A 19,202-nucleotide genomic window follows, 5' to 3' on the forward strand; every position below is an offset into this window, starting at 1 on the left:
CCGTTACGAATCCTTGAACAACTAAAGTAAGTGTGATGAGAGCTATCATTGTAGATGACGAAAAACATTGTGGAGAAGTCCTTGCATTATTAATAGCCCGTTATTGTCCTCAAGTGAACGTACAAGCCATCTGTTCCAATGGGATAGCCGCGCTGGAAGCGATCGGCAAATATCAGCCCGAATTACTTTTCCTGGACGTAGAAATGCCGGGGATGAGCGGAATGGAATTATTGGAATGTTGCCAGGCCCTTCCCCTCCCCTTTTCCGTGATATTTACAACTGCCTATGATCAATATGCATTACAGGCCATCCGGCACCGGGCATTGGACTACCTCCTGAAACCAGTAGATAAAGATGAATTGATAGCGGCGGTTAACAAAGCGATCAACCAACCTCCTGTCGCCGGCAATAAAGTCCCGTCCCTCCTGCAGTTGTTGCAAAGCCAGGTTGAAGTCGGTGGACGTATCAGTTTACCAACTGCCAACGGATGGCGGATGTTGCAGACAGGGGATATTGTATACTGCATGTCTGCCGGCGCGATGACGCATGTATATGTGCATGCCGAACAACAACCACTGATCATTTCCCGCAGCCTGAAAGATATAGAGGCGTCGTTGGGTAACAGAGGATTCTTACGGGTACACAACAGTTATCTGATCAATGAAGCCCGCATGGAGAAATACATCAAGGGAGATGGCGGAGAGATTATTATGAGTAATGGAGAGCGTATCCCGTTGGCACGCAACCGGAAGGCTGCCTTCTTAAAACATACCGCGGAATTTGGTTTCCGGCATACCGAGTAATGATCTGCCGTAGCATATTTTTATAATCGTTTGATCGCTGCACAGGCGATCCAGCCAGTCTTACCATCCGCCAGCTCTATCTTACAAAAATCGCTGGTGCTGTCCAGTACTTCTACCTTCATACCACCTTTTATATCCTGTAGCTCCTTGCTATGCTGGTCAGGAGCTGTCTTCATCTTCACAGACTCGACAGTGATAATACCGGTATGATGACTGTGCGCGCCGGCATATGCTCCTATGCTCATCAATAAATAAACGCCGAATAAAGTGCCAGCGACATAGGAGCTCCAGCGGATGCCTGTATGCTGACGGAAGCGATTAGCGAAGAGATACAATCCCAGCACCACCGCAAAGATCCAGAATAATACAAGCGCACCTGTGGCCCAGCCATTAGGACTATGCAGCTGTTGCCAATGTATCCACCAGCGTTGGAAGAAAAGTAACGGCAACGGAGCAATATATCCTTCTACCCGTTGATTAGCTAGGGCGAGGTTATGACGGGCTCCCGCATTATCAGGGTCCCGGAGCAATACCTTTTCGAAATTATAAACAGCTAGTCCGGTTTGATTGGCTTTATAGTAGGCATTACCTGCATTGAAATACAGTTCCTGGGAAGTATAACCTGCATCTATCAGTTGCTGATAGGCAGTGGCTGCTTCACTGAACTTTTTCTGCTGGTATAACTTATTGGCGTTGTCAAATGATGCCTGTGGAGATGTCTGTTGTGCCTGTACGCTGCTGGTTATTACCAGGAGCAGCAGGCTGAATATTGTTGCGATGAATCTGTTCATACGTTGTGACTTGCTATGACGGTTATACATTGGCAGTAGCAGCCAATTGTTTTTCCAGGCCGCTGATCACCTCCACGGCTTGTTGATAAGTACCTTGCATTTTAGTGTTCTGCATAGGCGCATATAACGCCAGTTCACAATTGTCGAGTAATTCGAATAATTGTGCGGTATGTTGCCCGTTTATATGTCGTTGTGCCAGATGTTCCTGGATGATCTGTTTGCTCAGGTCTGCAAAAGGAATATGCAGTTTGTGGCTGAGATATCCCCAGACAGCGCGCGAAGTCTCTTCATAGAAGGCTTTTTCCTTACCTTCTTTGAGATACCGGGCTGCTAGTTCCAGCCGTTTTAATGCCACCTTATTGGCATAACGGTATTTCAGCTGGGTCGCATTATTCAGCGCGAATTCCTGACGACGCCTGTTGAAGAACAATCCAAGCAGCACCAGTACCGGCAGCAGCAATAATATCCAGTACCAGGGCCTTTCGATGAGGAAAGCAGTAGACTTATGCCATTGCTGTAAGCCGGTGCGTATCGGCGCTAGCTCATTTTTATCGAGGCTGAAGTCTTCCCGTTCCTTCTTCACCTGTTTGCCGGCACTTACTTTTATATTGAATGGAGCAGAACGTAAGGTCTTATAACTGCCGGAAGTAGGATCAAAATAGGAGAATTCCACCGGAGGGATCGTTTTGTCGCCTGCTTCGGTAGGCATTAATACGAATTCGAACTGGCGGGAGCCGGAAAGTGGATTGCTGTTCTTCTCTATATTGTCTGATACTTTAGGATCGTACTTTTCAAAACCGGCTGGCACTTCTATTTTAGGAGGATTCAGCAGGTTGACATTACCGGTACCGCTGATATTCACTTTAAGTGTAAGTGCATCATCAGTGGTCAGACTGTTCTTATCGACAGTGGCAGTCATAGAGAAATTCCCTACAGCGCCGTTAAAACTGGCCGGCCGGTTGTCTATGGGCAACGGTTTAACCGTAACCTTCACGACCGGACTTTGTGTTTTATAAGGGACTACTTCATAAGCGACTTCCGGACGGTTGAAAAAGTCATCGAAGAACGGATCGCTGAACGGGTCCTTCCCATTGTCACCGAAGAATTCATCGAAGATATCCCGCGGACGTTTGCGGTTGGCATTACTACCCTTTACCATTTTAACCAGTCGTACCTGGTTGTCTACCTCTACAGGATCGAGCTCCAGGGTACCTGACTGAAGTGGGAAAAGTAAGGTCTTCCGGATGGTAAATACTTTATAGAGTTGGCCATTCAGGCGTTCTTCGGTGGCCTGTGGGGGATTGGGTAGTTCGATATCTTTGGCTGAAAACCCTTTGAACGCCGGCACTTTAGTAACGGCAGAATTCGTTTGTAAGCGGGTATATAGTTTGTAGGTAGCCGTTAACTGCTCACCTTCATACAGCGTAGTCTTATCTACATCGATCTTAACGAAGATGTTCCTGCGCAGTTTTTGATTCACATCTTCTCCGTTGCGCAGTACATCTTCCGGCATATTATCCGGTTCGGTGTTGCGACCGCTGTGAGGAACTGGCATGGGGGCTGGTCCTGTATTCCCTCCTTGTCCCCTGCTTACTTCAATGGTGACAGGATTGGAACGGATCATATTACCGTTCACCCTGGCGACAGCACCGGGCAGGGTATAGTTGCCCGAACGTTTGGCCTGGATCACATATATAAGGGCAATATACTCGGAGCGCCTGCCATTGACGATAGAAGTACCTTCCATCTGAGAGGGACCCTGAAGGATATCAAAATCTTTAAAGGATGGAGGCTGGAAGCTGGAGACATTAGAGGCATTTTCCAGCATGAATTGGATCTGGAAGGGTTCATCTACCGCCACGTGTGTACTGCTTACATTAGTAACGAAGCGGAGCTCCTGGGCATATGTATGGATGACCGTGCCCAGGCAAAACAAAAGGGATAGTAGCAATTTCCCTGTACTGACAAATTTGACCTTCATATCGCGTAGTAACAAATTTAACCAAAGCGGGCGCGGTGGCGGCCGAAATCCCGTTAAAAGTTAGTTAAAGAAGTTCGTGCCCGAAGCGGATGGCAGCTGGCGGTAGTGTAAATGTTGTGCCCATAAGCAAGGGACGTGGGTATTGTCGGGAGAAATAATCAATTGATATCTCCCAGTATCGGCCGCATGATAATTTCCTCGACTACAGTCTGCGCAGCCAGTGTATAGGTACTCCACAGGATATTGGCCACATCTGCAGCTTCCATCATACGATCAGGAGGGCCTTCAAAACCATCCCAGGAGGCAGTAAGCGTAGGGCCAGGACTTAACGCCGTCACCTTTACCCCGTGGGGTTTCAGTTCTTCCCGCAGGTTCTGAGAAAATCCTAGCAATGCAAATTTGGTAACACTGTAGGCGCCGCCGTTAGGATAGGCTTTGTAGCTGGCAGTAGAGCATAAGTTAAAGATATGCCCCTTTTTCCGGGTGATCATAGCCGGAAGCAGTCGCCTGGTAAGGTGATACGCCCCGAAAAGGTTGACAGACATCATGTTTTCCAACAATCCGTCTTCCTCCTGGTGCAACGCCCCCGGTACGAAAATGCCGGCATTGTTAACCAGTATGTCTACTGCGTCAAATGTACCGTTGATCTTATCCGCGAAAGACAATACTGCTTTTTTGTCGCCCATATCTACCTGATCGGCTATAAGGGTTATGGCCGGATTGATCTGCCGTATGGTGTCGCGCGTAGTATCCAGTGCTGCCGCATTGCGTGCGCATATGGCAATATTGAAGCCCTCTGCTGCCAATTTCTCAGCGATAGCCTTTCCGATGCCTTTACTGGCTCCTGTTATTACTGCATTCATAGCTGGTCTGTTATAGAGCCGGAAAATAAGGAGAAAACACGAAACGGGAAAGATCAGCCGGATAATCGGGGGTGGCTTTCGTATCTTTGCCCCTTCAAATAAGATCATGGCATATAAACATATATTTTTCGACCTGGACCACACGCTGTGGGATTTTGAGACCAACTCTCAGCTGACCCTGCGGGAACTGTATGTGGCGCACAACCTGGTGCAACGGGGCGTACCTAGTTTTGAAGCTTTCCTGGAAGTGTTTACCGGCTATAATGATAAACTCTGGGACCGTTTCAGGAAAGGACTCATTAATCGTAATGACCTGCGTACCAAACGCTTCCGTATGACATTACTTGATTTTAAGATCGGAGACGAAGCCCTCAGCAATAAACTGAGCGAAGCATATCTGGAGATCTTACCAACTAAAACAGCACTGTTCCCTTACGCGATAGAAGTATTGGACTACTTGGTGAGTAAAAACTACCCGATGCACCTCATCACCAACGGATTTGAGAATACACAGTTGCTGAAAATGAGAAACTCCGGGATCGACAGTTATTTTACCCACGTGATCACCTCTGAAGTAGCGGGTAGCCTGAAACCACACCGGGAGATCTTTGACTATGCCATTAACAAGGCAGCCACCAATGTGAGTGAAAGCATCATGATCGGTGATGCGTTGGAGATAGATATCCTGGGTGCAAGGGAAGCGGGCATGGACCAGGTATATTTTAACCCGTTGGTACCAGCAATGGGAGTACAACCGACTTATACGATCAACTGTCTGAGTGAGTTGAAACGTATCCTGTAAGCCTTGGGTATAGGAATGATATAGGATAGATACAGGAATATTAAGGGAAAGGTGGACCTGAGCATAATGTATTGCTCGCCAATTAGTTGTAACGATACCAATCATACGTATAAAAGAAGGGCGATCACTATTGCAGTGATCGCCCTTCTTTTATGTATTAAAAATTGTAACTACCTTGATTTTACCGGTTTGCTGGCTTTAAGCGCGGCTATTCTACTGGGTTGCTGGCAGCAGGATTTCCCTTTGGCTACCTGCTCTTTTTTACAGCAGTTTTTCCCGTTCTTTTTGTTGCAATCAGCCTTTTTGCCTTTGTCCTGTGCGAAGGAAAAAGTAGATCCGGTAAGGAGCAGGGCAATAGCTGTAGTCAGCATCGATTTTTTCATCCGGTAGGTATTTAATGTGATTAAAGTTTTGCGATAACGGTCATGCCACCTTTTACTACCTGCTCCAGTTCTACTGAGACAGGAGTACCTATAGGCAGGTAGATATCCACCCGGGAACCGAACTTGATAAAACCTAACTCTTCGTTCTGTCTTACCTGCATACCAGGTTTAAGGTAGTTGACGATCCTGCGGGCGAGCGCACCGGCGATCTGGCGGACCAGGATATCGGCTTTGCCGTTGCCAATAACAACAGAATGGCGTTCATTCTCTGTAGAAGACTTCGGATGCCAGGCTACCAGGTATTTGCCGGCATGATACTGGGAGAGCTTTACCTCACCGCTGATCGGGTTCCTGTTCACATGCACGTTGGCAGGGCTCATGAAGATAGACACCTGTAGCCGTTTGTCCTTAAAATATTCCGGCTCGAAAGTTTCTTCTATCACCACCACTTTACCATCGCATGGACTGATGACCAGCGTGTCGTCCTGCTTCATATCCCGCGTGGGTATACGGAAGAAAGAGACAATGAACAGAAAGAGGATCACAGAAAAGATCAGGATACCCCAGCTCAGCGCCGGAGATGCTGTAAAATAAAACACCGCCACATTAAGAATGGCCAGCGCCAGGAAGGTAAGTGTTATGGTTCCCGATCCTTCACGATGGATTTTCATGTTGTCTTGATTGTTAGTTTAGTTTGATGGAAAGTCAGGTTGTTGATGAACAATCCGATGCGAAGTTAGCAAGAATGAATGTTTTAACGGAACGCCATTAACAAAAAGGCGATCATTAATATTTATGACATTGATTTTTAGTTTGTTATGCTACATCATAAAAGAACGTAAGTATATCCAGGCAAACGGTGCTGCCAGTAGCAGGGAGTCAAAGCGGTCAAGGAAGCCACCGTGTCCGGGCATGATATTACCGGAGTCCTTTACCCCTGCCATACGTTTCAGCTTAGACTCCAGCAGATCGCCAGCCGTACCGAATATAGCAGCGATGCCTGCCAGCACCAGCCAATGCTGTAGTGCCAGGTATTGCTGCCCCCAGTAATAGCCGTATACCCCCGCCGCCAACACGGCCACTATCATACCCCCAACGGAACCTTCGGTGGTCTTCTTAGGAGAAATGGAGGGAAAAAATGGCGTACGGCCGATCAGAGAACCGATAATATAGGCCATAGTATCGTTGATCCAGATAAATATGATGAGCAACAATGGGATCAGCCATCCGGGACCGGTACCAATATGGTCAGCCGTGAAGTGAAATACCTTGTATTCGAGACACATATGGGTAAGCAACCCCAGCGAGATGGTGATATATAGCAACCCTAGTGCAGAATATCCCATGTTTTTGAGTGAAAAATCTTTGCCCAGCAGTATCTCTCCCATAGGCAATACCATCAGGAAAAAAATGGAGAGCCACCATCCCAGGAATCCCAGCGACAGGGAGGAAGACTGGAAGTGTTCGCCGGTGAAGGCCATTAATATAGCACAGCTCGCGGCCAGTACGCCATACTTATGCCAGGTAGAAACGGTGCCATATTCGGGATCAATACGCCGGATCAATTTGAAATATTCCTGCAAGGCAAAGAAATTGACTAGAAAAAAGAGCAGGAAAAAAGAAAAAGGGCTCCATAAAATACCAGCCAGCATGACGGCTACGAATACAACAGCAGTAGCGGTGCGGGTGAAAAATGTCTTCATGTATGAACGATGATCTGTTAACGCCTAAACGAACTATGCTTGTTCAGATTCTTCGCCTCCTTCTGAGGCTGCCATTAATCTGATCGCTTCTACCTGTTGGGAGATGTGCACATATATTTCGGCCAGTCCGGGAAGTGCGATCATATAGGAGGAATCTTGTTTGTTCACCAGCACAGCATTGATACCATGTTCTAATAAGAGTCCTTTTACTACTTCTGCCCGGAAGGGCTGGTTGCTTTCAAAAACTTTAACCCAATCTTTTTCCATAATACTGATTAATAAAAATAAAGTGGCAAGTTACAATTTTCAGAGAAAGCGCTATTGCTCGTCTTCCAGAGCAGGAGACAGCCGACGTGGTGATTTCTTTTCCAGCAAACGTAACAGTATAATCGTAAAGGCGACACTTATCAGGGCGCTATACCAGGCTACTGATTGTTCTTTGGTAGGATCTGTCAGCATTATTTTATGCTGGAACAGATAGTAGGCGACTACCTGCATCCCATTGTTAAGGAAGTGCCCGATAATGCTCAGCCACAGATTGCCGGTAAGCAGGTAGATGGCACCAAGCAGAAAACCCAGAATGAGCCTGGGCATGAATCCTAGCATCTGGCCATGTATGGCACTGAAAAGTATAGCAGTTACCAGCACGGCGATCCAGCCGAAACGAAAAGCCCGGGTGAACAGCTGTTGCAGCACACCGCGGAAGAACAACTCTTCCGCTATAGCAGGAAGTATAGCTATCAGGACCAAGTTAATGAGCAGATCCGCAATATGAGGCATATTGAGCATCGTACGGGTAAGTACCTCTGCCTGTTGTTCAAGAGCACGCGCACTTTCAGATATAGGCCAGTGCTGGTTCCATTCTGAAGAGAAAGCGACCAGTGGTAATGCACTTAACATCACCAGTATGGCAAGTGCGGCGGGCAGCAAATGTGGAGTATGATCGAGCTGCAGCCAGGTGAAGGGACGCTTATCCATTAACCAGGCAAAAAGGACGGCAGGCACCAAATAAACTACGAAAGTGTATAAAAATTGTGTTAATTTCAGATAGCCGACAACTTTAGTATCTGCACTGTTACCATTCTGTAGTTCGATCAACGTATAGCCGCTGATAGCCGGAAATACAGTGTTTAAGAAGGTCAGGTACAAAAGTATAAAGGCAATGAATAAGCCTACGAATGTTATTAACTGTAAAGAAAGAGGATATTGCTTTAGACGACCGGTCATAGTAGCGATTTACTGTATTATTATTTGCGTAAATTTACAGCGCTAAACATTGCCGGCAATGATGAATTCACCGCCGGTATGATATCTACGGCAGCGGTAATGGAAGAATGGACCTAACCCGCAAGTATCAGAATCAATATTTCAGGCAAGATAGATCCATCTGATCGGATACTTCTCATCGGCATCCATACCAGCCCGGTGGTAATCAACCCCCAAAACGGCAGCTACTACTTAATTAACGACCGGCAAAGGTATTGTCTGGGGCTTGGCAATGCTATGAGTAGCCATCCGCTATCGGGGTGACCAGTCTTCAGAAAGACTTTCCAGGTGCAATGCACCCCTCCGCAGGGGCATTTTATAGTAACAGGTGAACATTTGCCGCCGCCAACTGTTTTGAAGAAGAGAATGGTCAGTAGTGTGGGCGGATGCAGGAACGATGAATACTTATTAAGCAGCAACAGCTGCTAAGGGTGTTGTGTGCATTTAACGGGCAGGAATTTTGTAACGTTTGCGTATAAACCCCAATTCAAATCAATTATAAAAATTGTGTTCACATGGCCACATTTAAAAATCTGAGAAACGAAGTCTGGAAAGACTTGCAAATCAAAAACAAGTCTGCTTTGCGTAAAAAGTATGCTGTATCCAATATGGGGAGAGTGATCAGCTACAATGAGTCAATTGACGATGGAAAAGTCCTCTCCGGATCCACCGTAGAAGGATATACCGTATTGAACGTAAAACCTGCTGATAGTTATCAGTCCTTATACCTTCACCGGGAAGTGGCGAAGCTATTCTGCGCGAAACCTGGCCGGACCTATAAGTATGTTATCCATCTGGATCACGAAAAAAAGAATAATAAAGCCTCCAACCTCCGCTGGGCTACCAAAGAAGGTATGGAGCAACATCAGCAGAACAGTCCCGCAAAGCTGGCTTATAAGGAGAAACAAAGAAACCGGGTGAAAGGACTTAAGCTGAATATCACAAAAGTGAAAAGCATCAAACGACTGTTGGCAAAACCAGGTAAAAAAACCATGAAGCAGATTGCCCAGCAGTTCGACATCAGCGAAATGCAGCTATACCGTATTAAAAGTGGGGAGAACTGGAGCCACGTTAGCGTTGATTGAACGGTGGTAGATAAAATACTAACACCTCCCCTACCAAATGATAAGGGAGGTGTTGTTATTTCTAATGGACCTGTAGTGCAGCTCCTCCATTCCGCTTTACCTTACGGAAAGTCCAGGGCTCCTGAGGAGATGGCTGAGACCATAAACCCAAATGTTTCTTGCGGGCAGCCTCTTGGGCAGCAGCTAATGTCGCATCGTTGGAATATTTGTATTGCCAGGCATACCCCCTGGCAACCATCCAGGCATTGACATATACTCCCTTCGCATCGTACAGATCTCCCAACCATCGCTGGTACATGTCTTTCTTCAGCAATTTGACCGTCATCGTTTTATTGAAACATTGATCTGACAACGCCTGTTTGCTTACCTGGTAGTAGTCCTGTCCCCTCTCGGGAGCATCGATCGCATTCATTCGGATCCTGTAGGGAGTACGACCCACCAATAATTCAAACGTATCACCGTCGATAATACGAACGACTTTCCCTTTTACTGTTTGGACCTCCTTCTTCTTCTGTGAAATAGCTGGTTGTAATGTGCATACAAATAGCAGCACTAACATAAGTTGGCGTAGCATAGCTGGCATAGTTAATCCGTATATGTTTAAGTATATCGGGGAGCAAATGTAGGACGGAGCAGGGAGTACAAACCTTTTTACTTTTACACAGGTATGTGGAATGCCTGCAGGACAGGCTGATATTTCAGGCTGCTACGTAATTCACGCATTTGTTATTATCTTCCGGAACATTAAAGGAACATATATGTCAGCCAAGAAAATAGCCATCATAGGAGGTGGCAACCTGGGAGGTGCCATCGCAGAAGGATTGCTGAAAAGCGGTTTTTCCGCACCAGGAGATATTATTATCACTAAAAGGAACCTGAACACCTTACAGGCGTTGAAGGATGCCGGTGTTCAAACCGCAACCGATAATATACATGCAGTGCGCTCCTCGGAGATCATTATCATCGCACTCAAACCATATAATGTAAAAGAAGTGTTAGGACAGCTCAGAGAAGTGCTGGATCCTCAACGCCATATTGTGATCAGCGTGGTGACGGGAGTAGCTATGGAAGAGCTGGAGGCAATCGCCGGTCCGGAAATGCCGGTCGTAAGGGCTATGCCCAATACCGCCATCGCTATTCAACAATCGATGACCTGCATCTGTAGCAAAAATACAACACCAGACCAGGATCAATGGGTAAAAGCACTGTTTGATCAGCTGGGGGTAACAGTGAGCATCGATGAGAAATTGATGGATGCGGCAACCGTACTGGGAGCCTGTGGTATCGCCTATGCGCTGCGTTTCATCCGGGCCAATATACAAGGCGGCATCGAAATAGGGTTTGATGTACGTACCGCCAACCTCATCGCCGCACAAACCATCAAGGGTGCCGCAGAGCTGCTGATACGGGGAAATCGTCATCCGGAAGAGGAAATAGACAAGGTGACAACCCCCAAGGGATGCACAATTGCCGGATTAAACGAGATGGAACATCAAGGTTTCAGCTCATCTCTGATCAAAGGCATTACAGTATCTTATAATAAGATCGTAAAAGGGTAAAGGCTGTTTATTGATAAGGAACAGGAGTGTCTAGCATCGGGTGGGTTTGTCGGGATAGCGTTGGGAGTCGGGTCTTGTTACACAATTTCTTGTTTGGGATAGTCGAAGAAAAGGAACTTTTTACGGGCTCTGTCAAAATCTTTCCAGGAACTTATATCAGCTTGTACTGCAAATATCCCGGTAGTGGGAACATTGTCGATACGTATCTCCTCCGTTAGATAATTAGCAAAGTCTGTGATGCCAGGGTTGTGAGCAAAGATAGCTACCGCTTCGAAGTCGTCATCGATCTTTGTGATTACCTTCAGAAAAGTGGAGGCGTAACACAGGTAGAGTTCTTCTTCTAAGAGTATAGCCTGCTTAGGATATTTCCATTCTCGGGCCATCATTTTGGCAGTGGTACGGGTGCGTTTGGCCGGACTGGAAATGATTAACTCGGGTATCATCCCTCGGTGTAAAAGTCTGGAGGCCATCTCAGGGGCGTTTAATTTGCCTCGCTTATTAAGTGGCCTGTCAAAGTCATCCATGTCTGGATCATTCCAGCTGGATTTTGCGTGCCTGATCAGGATCAATGTTTTCATAGCTGAAAACAACATTTGAGCTTAACGAAATAATTATTTTACAGAAAGTTAGCGCGAAGTGAGAATACGGACGCCTTGGCAAATTTATTTAAGATAAAATTAACATGGTAATTAAACCCCGTTTGAAATAATAAAAAAGCGGAGGTATTGTATACCTCCGCTTTATATATAATGCTTTATAATACTGCTTTGTGATTCACAGCAACGTATAGTAGTTGCAGTTAGCCCGTTTTTTACCGGGAATACCACTTTTACACGCCTTTTACTTAGTAGCCTCTTTCATTTTTTCCTTCCATGTAGTTCATAAAGGCCTTGTTTACAACACGATTGCCTCCGGGAGTAGGGTAATTCCCATTAAAATACCAGGCTCCCAGGTTATTGGGACAGGCCTGATGAAGCCCTTCTATAGACTGATAGATGACATCGATCTTGGCATTAATGCCTTTCGGCGTAATGATCTCCGCGATCTTGGAGGAGATTTCCTCCGTTGTGAATGGCTTATAGATATTACGCACTACGTTCTGAGCATGTAAGGTATTGGTACGCTGCAACTCTTTACACAAACCGTAGGCTTCCTGCAGGATATATTCCTTCCCATGATCCTTCAGAAGACCAATAGCTGCCTGGAAAGCTACGAAATCGCCCATCTTACTCATGTCAATACCATAGCAATCAGGATAACGGATCTGTGGTGCAGACGATACAATGATAATCCGTTTAGGTCCCAGCCGATCCAGCATTTTGATAATGCTTTCCCGCAGGGTAGTTCCCCTTACAATAGAGTCATCAATCACCACAAGCGTGTCAATACCCGGCCTTACAGTACCATAAGTGATATCGTAAACATGCTGTACCATCTCGTTACGCCCGGCATCTTCAGTGATGAAGGTGCGCATTTTGACATCTTTGATAGCGATCTTATCAATGCGAATACGACGATTCACCATCTCTGTGAGTTTGGTCTCATCGAAGTCCTTGCCCCATGACAGGATACGTTCTACTTTAATATGATTGAGGTAATCTTCCAAACCTTTGATCAGACCATAAAAAGCGACTTCCGCCGTATTGGGTATAAAAGAAAAGATGGTATTGCGCAGGTCATTGTCAATGGCCTTAAGCACTGTCTCAGAAAGGTTGTAGCCCAGTGCCGTTCGTTCCTTATATATCTTCTCGTCATTACCACGGGAGAAATAGATACGTTCGAAACTACAAGCCTGTCTTTCTTTCGGCTCCAGTATCTGTTCAATGCTGTAGTCCCCGTTTTGCTTTACAATAAGGGCGTTACCCGGCATCAATTCCAGCACCTCATTTTCACCCACATTGAAAGCGGTACGGATGGCAGCTCTTTCTGAAGCAGCAACGATCACATCCTCGTTGATATAATAATACGAAGGACGTATACCATGCGCATCACGCATCACAAAGGAATCTCCCGAACCGATCAGACCACATACGTGATAACCGCCGTCGAAAAGTGAAAATGCCTGCTGTAATATACTCTTAACGTCAAGGCCATTACGGCTTATCTCATCTTCTTTACAGATAAAATGATGGATCACCTCCAGCATGGCAGCGAGGTCGCTGTTGCGATGGGTATCTCCTGGGTCTACGTTAACGAATTTGAAAAGTTCCTCAGAATTAACCAGGTTGAAGTTACCTGCAAGGCTGAGATTTCGGGCGGGGATGGTGTTGTGCCTAACAAAAGGATGGCACAGCTCTACATTGTTCTTGCCTTGTGTCGCGTACCGGATATGCCCCATCATGAGCTCTCCCAGAAAACGCACGTGGCCTTTCATCAATCCCGGATATTTAACGATCTCCGGCTGGTATTTTTCGATCTCCTGGATTTCCTCCCTGATCTTGCTGAAGATATCGCTGATGGCCTGTGGTACACTACTCCTCATGCGGTGCATAAAGGGCACACCAGGCTCCGTATTAAGTTTTACGGTGGCAATACCGGCACCATCTTGTCCGCGGTTGTGCTGCTTTTCCATAAGCAGGTACAACTTATTCAGACCAAAAAAAACAGTCCCGTACTTCTGTTGGTAATATGAAAATGGCTTCCTTAGTCTTATATATGCTAAACCACATTCGTGCTTGATAGCGTCACTCATGCCCGTGAAATTGAAAACGCAAAGGTACGGTGAAAAATCACCAATTCCTAAAACGGAGCATAGGGGATAACCCCCGAAAAGCAAACGGCCTGTTGCTATACTATAGCAACAGACCGTTTAATATAAGTTGTTGATAATGATCGCTAATGCTTGGCCACGTTAGCCGTCCAGCGGGCTATATTCGTACAAGACTTATAGGCGTCATCAACGTTAATGTAATAGCTGGGTATCTTGTCAGTCAGCCATTTATTAATGGTCTCTGCCTGCTTGATTTGCAGGGTACGCTGCTGAATACGGGAGTAATCATCCGTCATATTCTCGCGGTGCGGCTGCGTCCGGGTCTTGAGGAACACGATGCGGCATGCCAGCCTGTTTTGTTCGTCAGTGAACTGAACCGGTCTGGATACTCCTCCCGCTTTCATCGTGTCGATCATCAATACGATGTCTCTTTCAGATGGCTCATCCAGTTCGTCAATATTGATAAAAGTACTACCATTTACACGGCTTTGTAACATACCGCCATCAAACTTAGCCATCTGGGCATCGCTGTATTTGGCAACAGCTTCCGCAAATGTAAATTTACCAGCCTGGATATTATTCCGGATACTATCCAGCTTATTCATGGTAAGCGCAATATCCGATTTAGTAATATTAGGTTTCAGCAGGATGTGTTGTACCGTAATGTTATCTCCCTGGCGTTTGATCGCCTGGATAAGGTGATAACCAAACTGTGACTTAACAGGAGAAGAGATCTCCCCTACTTTCAGGCGGAAAGCAGCCGCCAGAAAGTCCGGATCCCAGGTATTCTTATCATTACGGTTAAGGTTGTAAATACCTTTGTTCTCTTTGGCACCGGGATCTTCCGAATAAAGGATGGCCAGTGAGCTAAAATCAGACTCTTTCGTCTCTACCCGCTTTCTGAACTCCAACAGACGGTCAATAGCATATTGTTCCATCTCACGGGTCGCCTTTGGCAATATAATAAGCTGGCCGATTTCCAGTTCGGACTCGTAAAAATGAAGACTATCTTTCGGGATTTTGTCAAAATAAGCTTTTACTTCGGAAGGAGTAACCTTAACAGCATCGACGATCTTGTCACGCATTGCTTTGGCTTGAAGACCTTCTTTGATCGGCTGACGGAACCTTTCCCGGAGCTGATAGATAGAATAGCCGGTCACCTCCTTCATTTTCTCACGGGAACCATACATCTCCTCAAAATAACGGATCCTGTTTTCGATCTGGCCGTCTACATCACCATCACTGACAGGTAAACTGTCCCTTTCAGCCTGAAGTACCATTACTTTCTGGGAGATGATCTGCTCCATAATATTGCAGGCCGCATTGGGAGGGATCACATTGTCATGTGAATTGCGCTGTATGTTAGCCATCTCCCCTTCTATATCAGATTGCAGCACAATCTTATCTCCTACAATAGCAGCGATCTTGTCGGCTACCATTCTCTGTTGTGCTGAAGAGGTCTGCCAGAGCATAAAGGCACCAGCAGATAATGCCAAAAATTTATTCATACCAAATACAGTGAAATTCAAAAATAACTAATAAAACGGGCTGTGTTAAGATGGCCATGCCTTTTAACAAAAGTTTATGCCCCATAAATAACAACGCTCAATGCACCGGGCACCTAAAGGGTGTTTGGGCATTGAGCGTTGTATATTATTTAATTTTAAAGCGTACGTTTTACTTCTACTTCTTCAAAGCCTTCCACGATATCGCCGACTTTCAGATCATTGTAACCTCTGATAGAGAGACCACACTCCATGTTGGAAGCTACCTCTTTCACGTCGTCTTTGTAACGTTTGAGTGAACCCAACTCCCCGGTAAATACTACGATACCGTCGCGTACAACGTTGATACGGGTATTTCTGGAGATCTTTCCGTCCAACACAAAACAACCGGCTACGGTTACCTTGTCGAAACGGTAGGTTTCCCTTACTTCCACATTGGCCACCACTTTCTTCTCGATCTTCGGCTCCAACATACCTTCCATCGCGCTCTTCAGCTCGTCGATCGCATCGTAAATGATGGAATAATTGCGGATCTCGATGTTCTCTTTCTCTGCCAGTTTCGCTGCCTGGGAAGACGGACGAACCTGGAAACCAACGATGATCGCATCAGAAGCTGTCGCCAGCAATACATCGGATTCGGTGATCTGACCTACAGCCTTGTGTACCACACTCACTACGATCTCTTCTGTAGACAATTTCTGCAGGGAGTCACTGAGTGCCTCTACAGAACCATCAAAGTCAGCCTTGATGATGAGGTTGAGCTGTTTAAAGTTGCCCAATGCCAGACGGCGGCCGATCTCATCAAGTGTGATATGTTTCTTGGTACGGATACCTTGTTCACGTACAATCTGGGCTCTGCGGTTGGCCACTTCTTTCGCTTCAGACTCATCAAGGAACATTTTGAACTTCTCACCAGCCTGAGGGGCACCATTAAGGCCCAGTACCTGTACCGGTGAGGAGGGTCCTGCTTCGTCCAGACGTTGCCCTCTTTCATTAAACATCGCCTTGATCTTACCATAGAAAGAACCGGATACAATGGTATCACCCTGGCGAAGCGTACCGTTTTGTACGAGCATGGATGCTACATACCCACGACCCTTATCCAGCGATGCTTCGACGATGCTACCGGAACCTTCCCGGTTCGGATTAGCTTTCAGCTCCAGCAATTCAGCTTCCAGGAGGATCTTCTCCAGTAAGACATCTATATTAAGACCACTTTTCGCAGAGATCTCCTGGCTCTGGAATTTACCACCCCAGTCTTCTACGAGGAGGTTCATACCTGCCAGCTGTTCTTTGATCTTTTCAGGATTGGCACCTTCTTTATCCACCTTGTTGATGGCAAATACCATTGGCAGACCCGCTGCCTGAGAGTGTGAAATTGCTTCTCTTGTCTGTGGCATGATCGCATCATCTGCGGCGATCACAATCACCGCGATGTCCGCTGCTTTGGCACCACGGGCACGCATCGCGGTAAACGCTTCGTGACCTGGTGTATCCAGGAAGGTGATCTTTTTGCCGTTAGCAGTAGTCACCTGGTAAGCACCGATGTGCTGAGTGATACCACCTGCTTCACCGGCTACCACATTGGCATTACGGATATAGTCAAGCAAGGAGGTCTTACCATGGTCTACGTGACCCATGATCGTAACGATAGGAGCACGAGGTATCAGATCTTCCGGTGCATCTACTTCTTCCTCTTCTTCAAGATCGTCAGCATCATCTACACCAATGAATTCTACTTCATAACCAAACTCTCCGGCCACCAGCTCGATTACCTCAGCATCCAGCCGCTGGTTGATAGATACCATGATACCCAGTCCCATACACTTGGAGATCACTTCTGCAAAGCTCACATCCATGAGGGTAGCCAGTTCACTTACAGAAACGAATTCAGTTACCTGCAGCTTGTTGTCGCCGGCTTTCTGATTGGCCATCTGCTCATCTCTCTCCTGGCGTTTTTCACGGCGATGTTTAGCTTTTACGCTCTTACCGCGTCCACCGCCTCCCAGTTTGGCCATCGTTTCCTTGATCTTATTCTGGATCTCGTTTTTGTCGATTTCTTTATCCTCCGGTTTCTGGTCACGGGGATTGTTATGATTGGGCCCCCTGTTATTACCAAAGCCAGGGCGGTTATTGTCAAAACGTCTGTTACCGCCGCCTTGTCCACCTTGTCCTGGACGGTTGTGATCGCGGTTACCGGGACCACGGTTATTATTGTTGTTATTATGGTGTCCGCCACCTGGTCCGCGGTTACCACCATGTCCTCCCTGCCCGGGTCTGTTGTCCCTGGCCGGCGCATGCGGTCTGCTTTCCTGTGGAGGGCGGCCTTCGTTGTTTCTGTTGTCAGGTCCGCGATTATCTCTTCTGTCTCCGGAGAATTCCTTGGGTTGAACAGGTTCAGGCTTCTTCTCCACGATGATACGCTTGCGTTTGCGTTTCTCATCACGGCTGAAATTATTGCCTTTGTTGTTATCTCGCCTGTCGGATTGTACGGGCAGGTCAATTTTGCCAATCACCTTAGGTCCCGTCAGTTTCTCTGCCTGGATATTCTCTATCACAGCAGGACCTGTTGTTTCTTCGGGAGGCGTTGTGTCTGAACCAGATTTTTCACTGGTGTTGGCGTTGGCATCGTTATTTTGAGTGGCAGGCACAATAACGGTTTTTTGGGTGGGAGCCGGCTCTTGTTGAGCAGCTGGTTTTTCCACCGGTGGAGTTGCTATCACAGGTTTTACTTCTTCCGTTTTTACTTCCTGTTTTTCAATTGCGGCAGCAGGTTTTACTTCTTTTACGGGCGTTACTTCCTGTGTCTCCGGAGCGGCGGGCTTTTCAGTCTTTTCAGCCATCACTGGCTTTTCCACTTTTTCCGGCTGTACTGCCTTTTCTGTTCGTGCAATATTACTATCGTCAGCAATAGGCTTTTCTACCTGTTGTTGTACAGGCTCCTGGGCTGGCTTCTCTGGTTTTTCTTCCTTCGCTGCAACAGGCGTCGGCGTGGGAGCCGACGTCGCAGCAGGAGCAACGGGTTGCTCCACAGGCGGTTGTTGCTGCTCTGGTGCCGCTTTTACAGGCGGCTGTGGCTCAGACTTCACAGGCTGTTCTGCCGGCGGTGTTTTCCTGGCCTTTGGCTGTAGCGCATCAAGATCAATGGTAGCAATCACCTTCGGTCCGTTAATCCTGGGACTTTCCGGTTTAATAACCTCCGGTGCCGGGCTGGGCGTCTCTGCTACCGGTGTGCTGGCAGGAGGAGTCGTAGCTGCAGGCGTAACCGGAACCGGCGCTGGCTCAGCTTGGGCTTCCGGTTTGGCAGGCTCCTGTTCCTTAACGGGCTGCGGTTCTGGCTTAGGTTCCACTTTCGGTTCCTCAGCAGCCTGGGGTGCCTGTTCGTCTTTCTTCTTGGCAGCAGCCGCATTCGCAGCAGCCGCAGCCTCAGCTTCTTCCTTCTCCTTTTTCTTCATTGAGTCTAACACGCTTCCTTTAGGCAAGGCAATTTGATCACTTTTCTTCTTATTGGCCTTGTCCTGTTGGAATTCAGACTGCAGGGCTGTGTACATCTGAGCAGTGAGACGGGCATTGGGTGAACCAAAACCGCCCATGTCATATCCTTTATTGGCCAGGAAATCGATAAGCGTCTCCTTTCCAATATTGAATTCTTTGGCAGCGGCCAGCAATCTGGGTGTGTTGTTTGTAACTTCAGGCATATTGTAATTCGGGCCTCCCCTTCCCCCATCATCCGATGAGGGGATTTTTACGT

The 19,202-nt window shown here is 46.9% G+C and carries 17 protein-coding genes; 4 read left to right on the forward strand and 13 right to left on the reverse strand.

Features of this window, described 5'->3' with window-relative positions; all coding sequences use genetic code 11:
- The first annotated feature begins 35 nt into the window (after window positions 1-35).
- The gene (locus KTO58_RS24275) at window positions 36-803 is read left to right on the forward strand and encodes a LytR/AlgR family response regulator transcription factor (RefSeq protein ID WP_095836919.1); all 768 of its coding nucleotides are present in this window, start codon (window positions 36-38) and stop codon (window positions 801-803) included.
- Window positions 804-823: 20 nt separating this feature from the next.
- Here KTO58_RS24275 and KTO58_RS24280 read toward each other — a convergent pair whose 3' ends face one another.
- The 3 genes from KTO58_RS24280 to KTO58_RS24290 form a co-directional block, all read right to left on the reverse strand.
- Window positions 824-1,594, reverse strand: coding sequence for an SH3 domain-containing protein (locus KTO58_RS24280; RefSeq protein ID WP_095836918.1), 771 nt, complete (start codon window positions 1,592-1,594; stop codon window positions 824-826).
- A gap of 22 nt (window positions 1,595-1,616) precedes the next feature.
- Window positions 1,617-3,575 (reverse strand): BatD family protein, encoded by a 1,959-nt coding sequence (locus KTO58_RS24285; protein ID WP_095836917.1) that lies wholly within the window; start codon window positions 3,573-3,575, stop codon window positions 1,617-1,619.
- Window positions 3,576-3,733: 158 nt separating this feature from the next.
- Window positions 3,734-4,438: an SDR family oxidoreductase gene (locus KTO58_RS24290; RefSeq protein WP_095836916.1), complete on the reverse strand. Its 705-nt coding sequence runs from the start codon at window positions 4,436-4,438 to the stop codon at window positions 3,734-3,736.
- 106 nt (window positions 4,439-4,544) lie between these two features.
- Here KTO58_RS24290 and KTO58_RS24295 point away from each other — a divergent pair, with 106 nt between their 5' ends.
- Window positions 4,545-5,240 (forward strand): YjjG family noncanonical pyrimidine nucleotidase, encoded by a 696-nt coding sequence (locus KTO58_RS24295; RefSeq protein WP_095836915.1) that lies wholly within the window; start codon window positions 4,545-4,547, stop codon window positions 5,238-5,240.
- Window positions 5,241-5,410: 170 nt separating this feature from the next.
- On the opposite strand, the gene KTO58_RS24300 is transcribed toward KTO58_RS24295, so the two are convergent.
- The 5 genes from KTO58_RS24300 to KTO58_RS24320 all read right to left on the reverse strand — a co-directional run bounded on the left by KTO58_RS24300 (window position 5,411) and on the right by KTO58_RS24320 (window position 8,553).
- The gene (locus KTO58_RS24300) at window positions 5,411-5,623 is read right to left on the reverse strand and encodes a hypothetical protein (protein ID WP_095836914.1); all 213 of its coding nucleotides are present in this window, start codon (window positions 5,621-5,623) and stop codon (window positions 5,411-5,413) included.
- Between the two features lie 20 nt (window positions 5,624-5,643).
- Window positions 5,644-6,294 carry a phosphatidylserine decarboxylase family protein gene (locus KTO58_RS24305; protein WP_095836913.1) on the reverse strand — a complete coding sequence of 217 codons (651 nt, stop codon included), beginning with the start codon at window positions 6,292-6,294 and terminating at the stop codon, window positions 5,644-5,646.
- A gap of 150 nt (window positions 6,295-6,444) precedes the next feature.
- A complete protein-coding gene (locus KTO58_RS24310; RefSeq protein WP_095836912.1) occupies window positions 6,445-7,326 on the reverse strand; it encodes a phosphatidate cytidylyltransferase in 882 nt (293 codons plus the stop codon).
- 33 nt (window positions 7,327-7,359) lie between these two features.
- Window positions 7,360-7,593 (reverse strand): putative signal transducing protein, encoded by a 234-nt coding sequence (locus tag KTO58_RS24315; RefSeq protein ID WP_095836911.1) that lies wholly within the window; start codon window positions 7,591-7,593, stop codon window positions 7,360-7,362.
- Between the two features lie 51 nt (window positions 7,594-7,644).
- Window positions 7,645-8,553: a CPBP family intramembrane glutamic endopeptidase gene (locus tag KTO58_RS24320; protein ID WP_095836910.1), complete on the reverse strand. Its 909-nt coding sequence runs from the start codon at window positions 8,551-8,553 to the stop codon at window positions 7,645-7,647.
- Window positions 8,554-9,107: 554 nt separating this feature from the next.
- Here KTO58_RS24320 and KTO58_RS24325 point away from each other — a divergent pair.
- Complete coding sequence (locus tag KTO58_RS24325; protein ID WP_095836909.1) at window positions 9,108-9,677, forward strand: NUMOD4 domain-containing protein; 570 nt, start codon at window positions 9,108-9,110, stop codon at window positions 9,675-9,677.
- 61 nt (window positions 9,678-9,738) lie between these two features.
- Here the strand turns inward: KTO58_RS24325 and KTO58_RS24330 are convergent, their stop codons facing one another.
- Window positions 9,739-10,251 (reverse strand): thermonuclease family protein, encoded by a 513-nt coding sequence (locus KTO58_RS24330; RefSeq protein ID WP_157752762.1) that lies wholly within the window; start codon window positions 10,249-10,251, stop codon window positions 9,739-9,741.
- Window positions 10,252-10,435: 184 nt separating this feature from the next.
- On the opposite strand from KTO58_RS24330, the gene proC reads away from it, so the two are divergent.
- Window positions 10,436-11,236 (forward strand): pyrroline-5-carboxylate reductase, encoded by an 801-nt coding sequence (proC, locus tag KTO58_RS24335; RefSeq protein ID WP_095841410.1) that lies wholly within the window; start codon window positions 10,436-10,438, stop codon window positions 11,234-11,236.
- 77 nt (window positions 11,237-11,313) lie between these two features.
- On the opposite strand, the gene KTO58_RS24340 is transcribed toward proC, so the two are convergent.
- The 4 genes from KTO58_RS24340 to infB form a co-directional block, all read right to left on the reverse strand.
- Window positions 11,314-11,814: a SixA phosphatase family protein gene (locus KTO58_RS24340; protein WP_095836907.1), complete on the reverse strand. Its 501-nt coding sequence runs from the start codon at window positions 11,812-11,814 to the stop codon at window positions 11,314-11,316.
- 266 nt (window positions 11,815-12,080) lie between these two features.
- On the reverse strand, window positions 12,081-13,808 hold the full coding sequence (locus KTO58_RS24345; RefSeq protein ID WP_225859902.1) for an amidophosphoribosyltransferase: 1,728 nt from the start codon (window positions 13,806-13,808) through the stop codon (window positions 12,081-12,083).
- Window positions 13,809-14,071: 263 nt separating this feature from the next.
- On the reverse strand, window positions 14,072-15,454 hold the full coding sequence (locus KTO58_RS24350; RefSeq protein WP_095836905.1) for a peptidylprolyl isomerase: 1,383 nt from the start codon (window positions 15,452-15,454) through the stop codon (window positions 14,072-14,074).
- 155 nt (window positions 15,455-15,609) lie between these two features.
- A complete protein-coding gene (gene infB / locus KTO58_RS24355; protein ID WP_095836904.1) occupies window positions 15,610-19,149 on the reverse strand; it encodes a translation initiation factor IF-2 in 3,540 nt (1,179 codons plus the stop codon).
- Window positions 19,150-19,202 lie beyond the last annotated feature (53 nt).

Origin of the sequence: Chitinophaga pendula, assembly GCF_020386615.1 — a bacterium.
GTDB lineage: Bacteria > Bacteroidota > Bacteroidia > Chitinophagales > Chitinophagaceae > Chitinophaga > Chitinophaga pendula.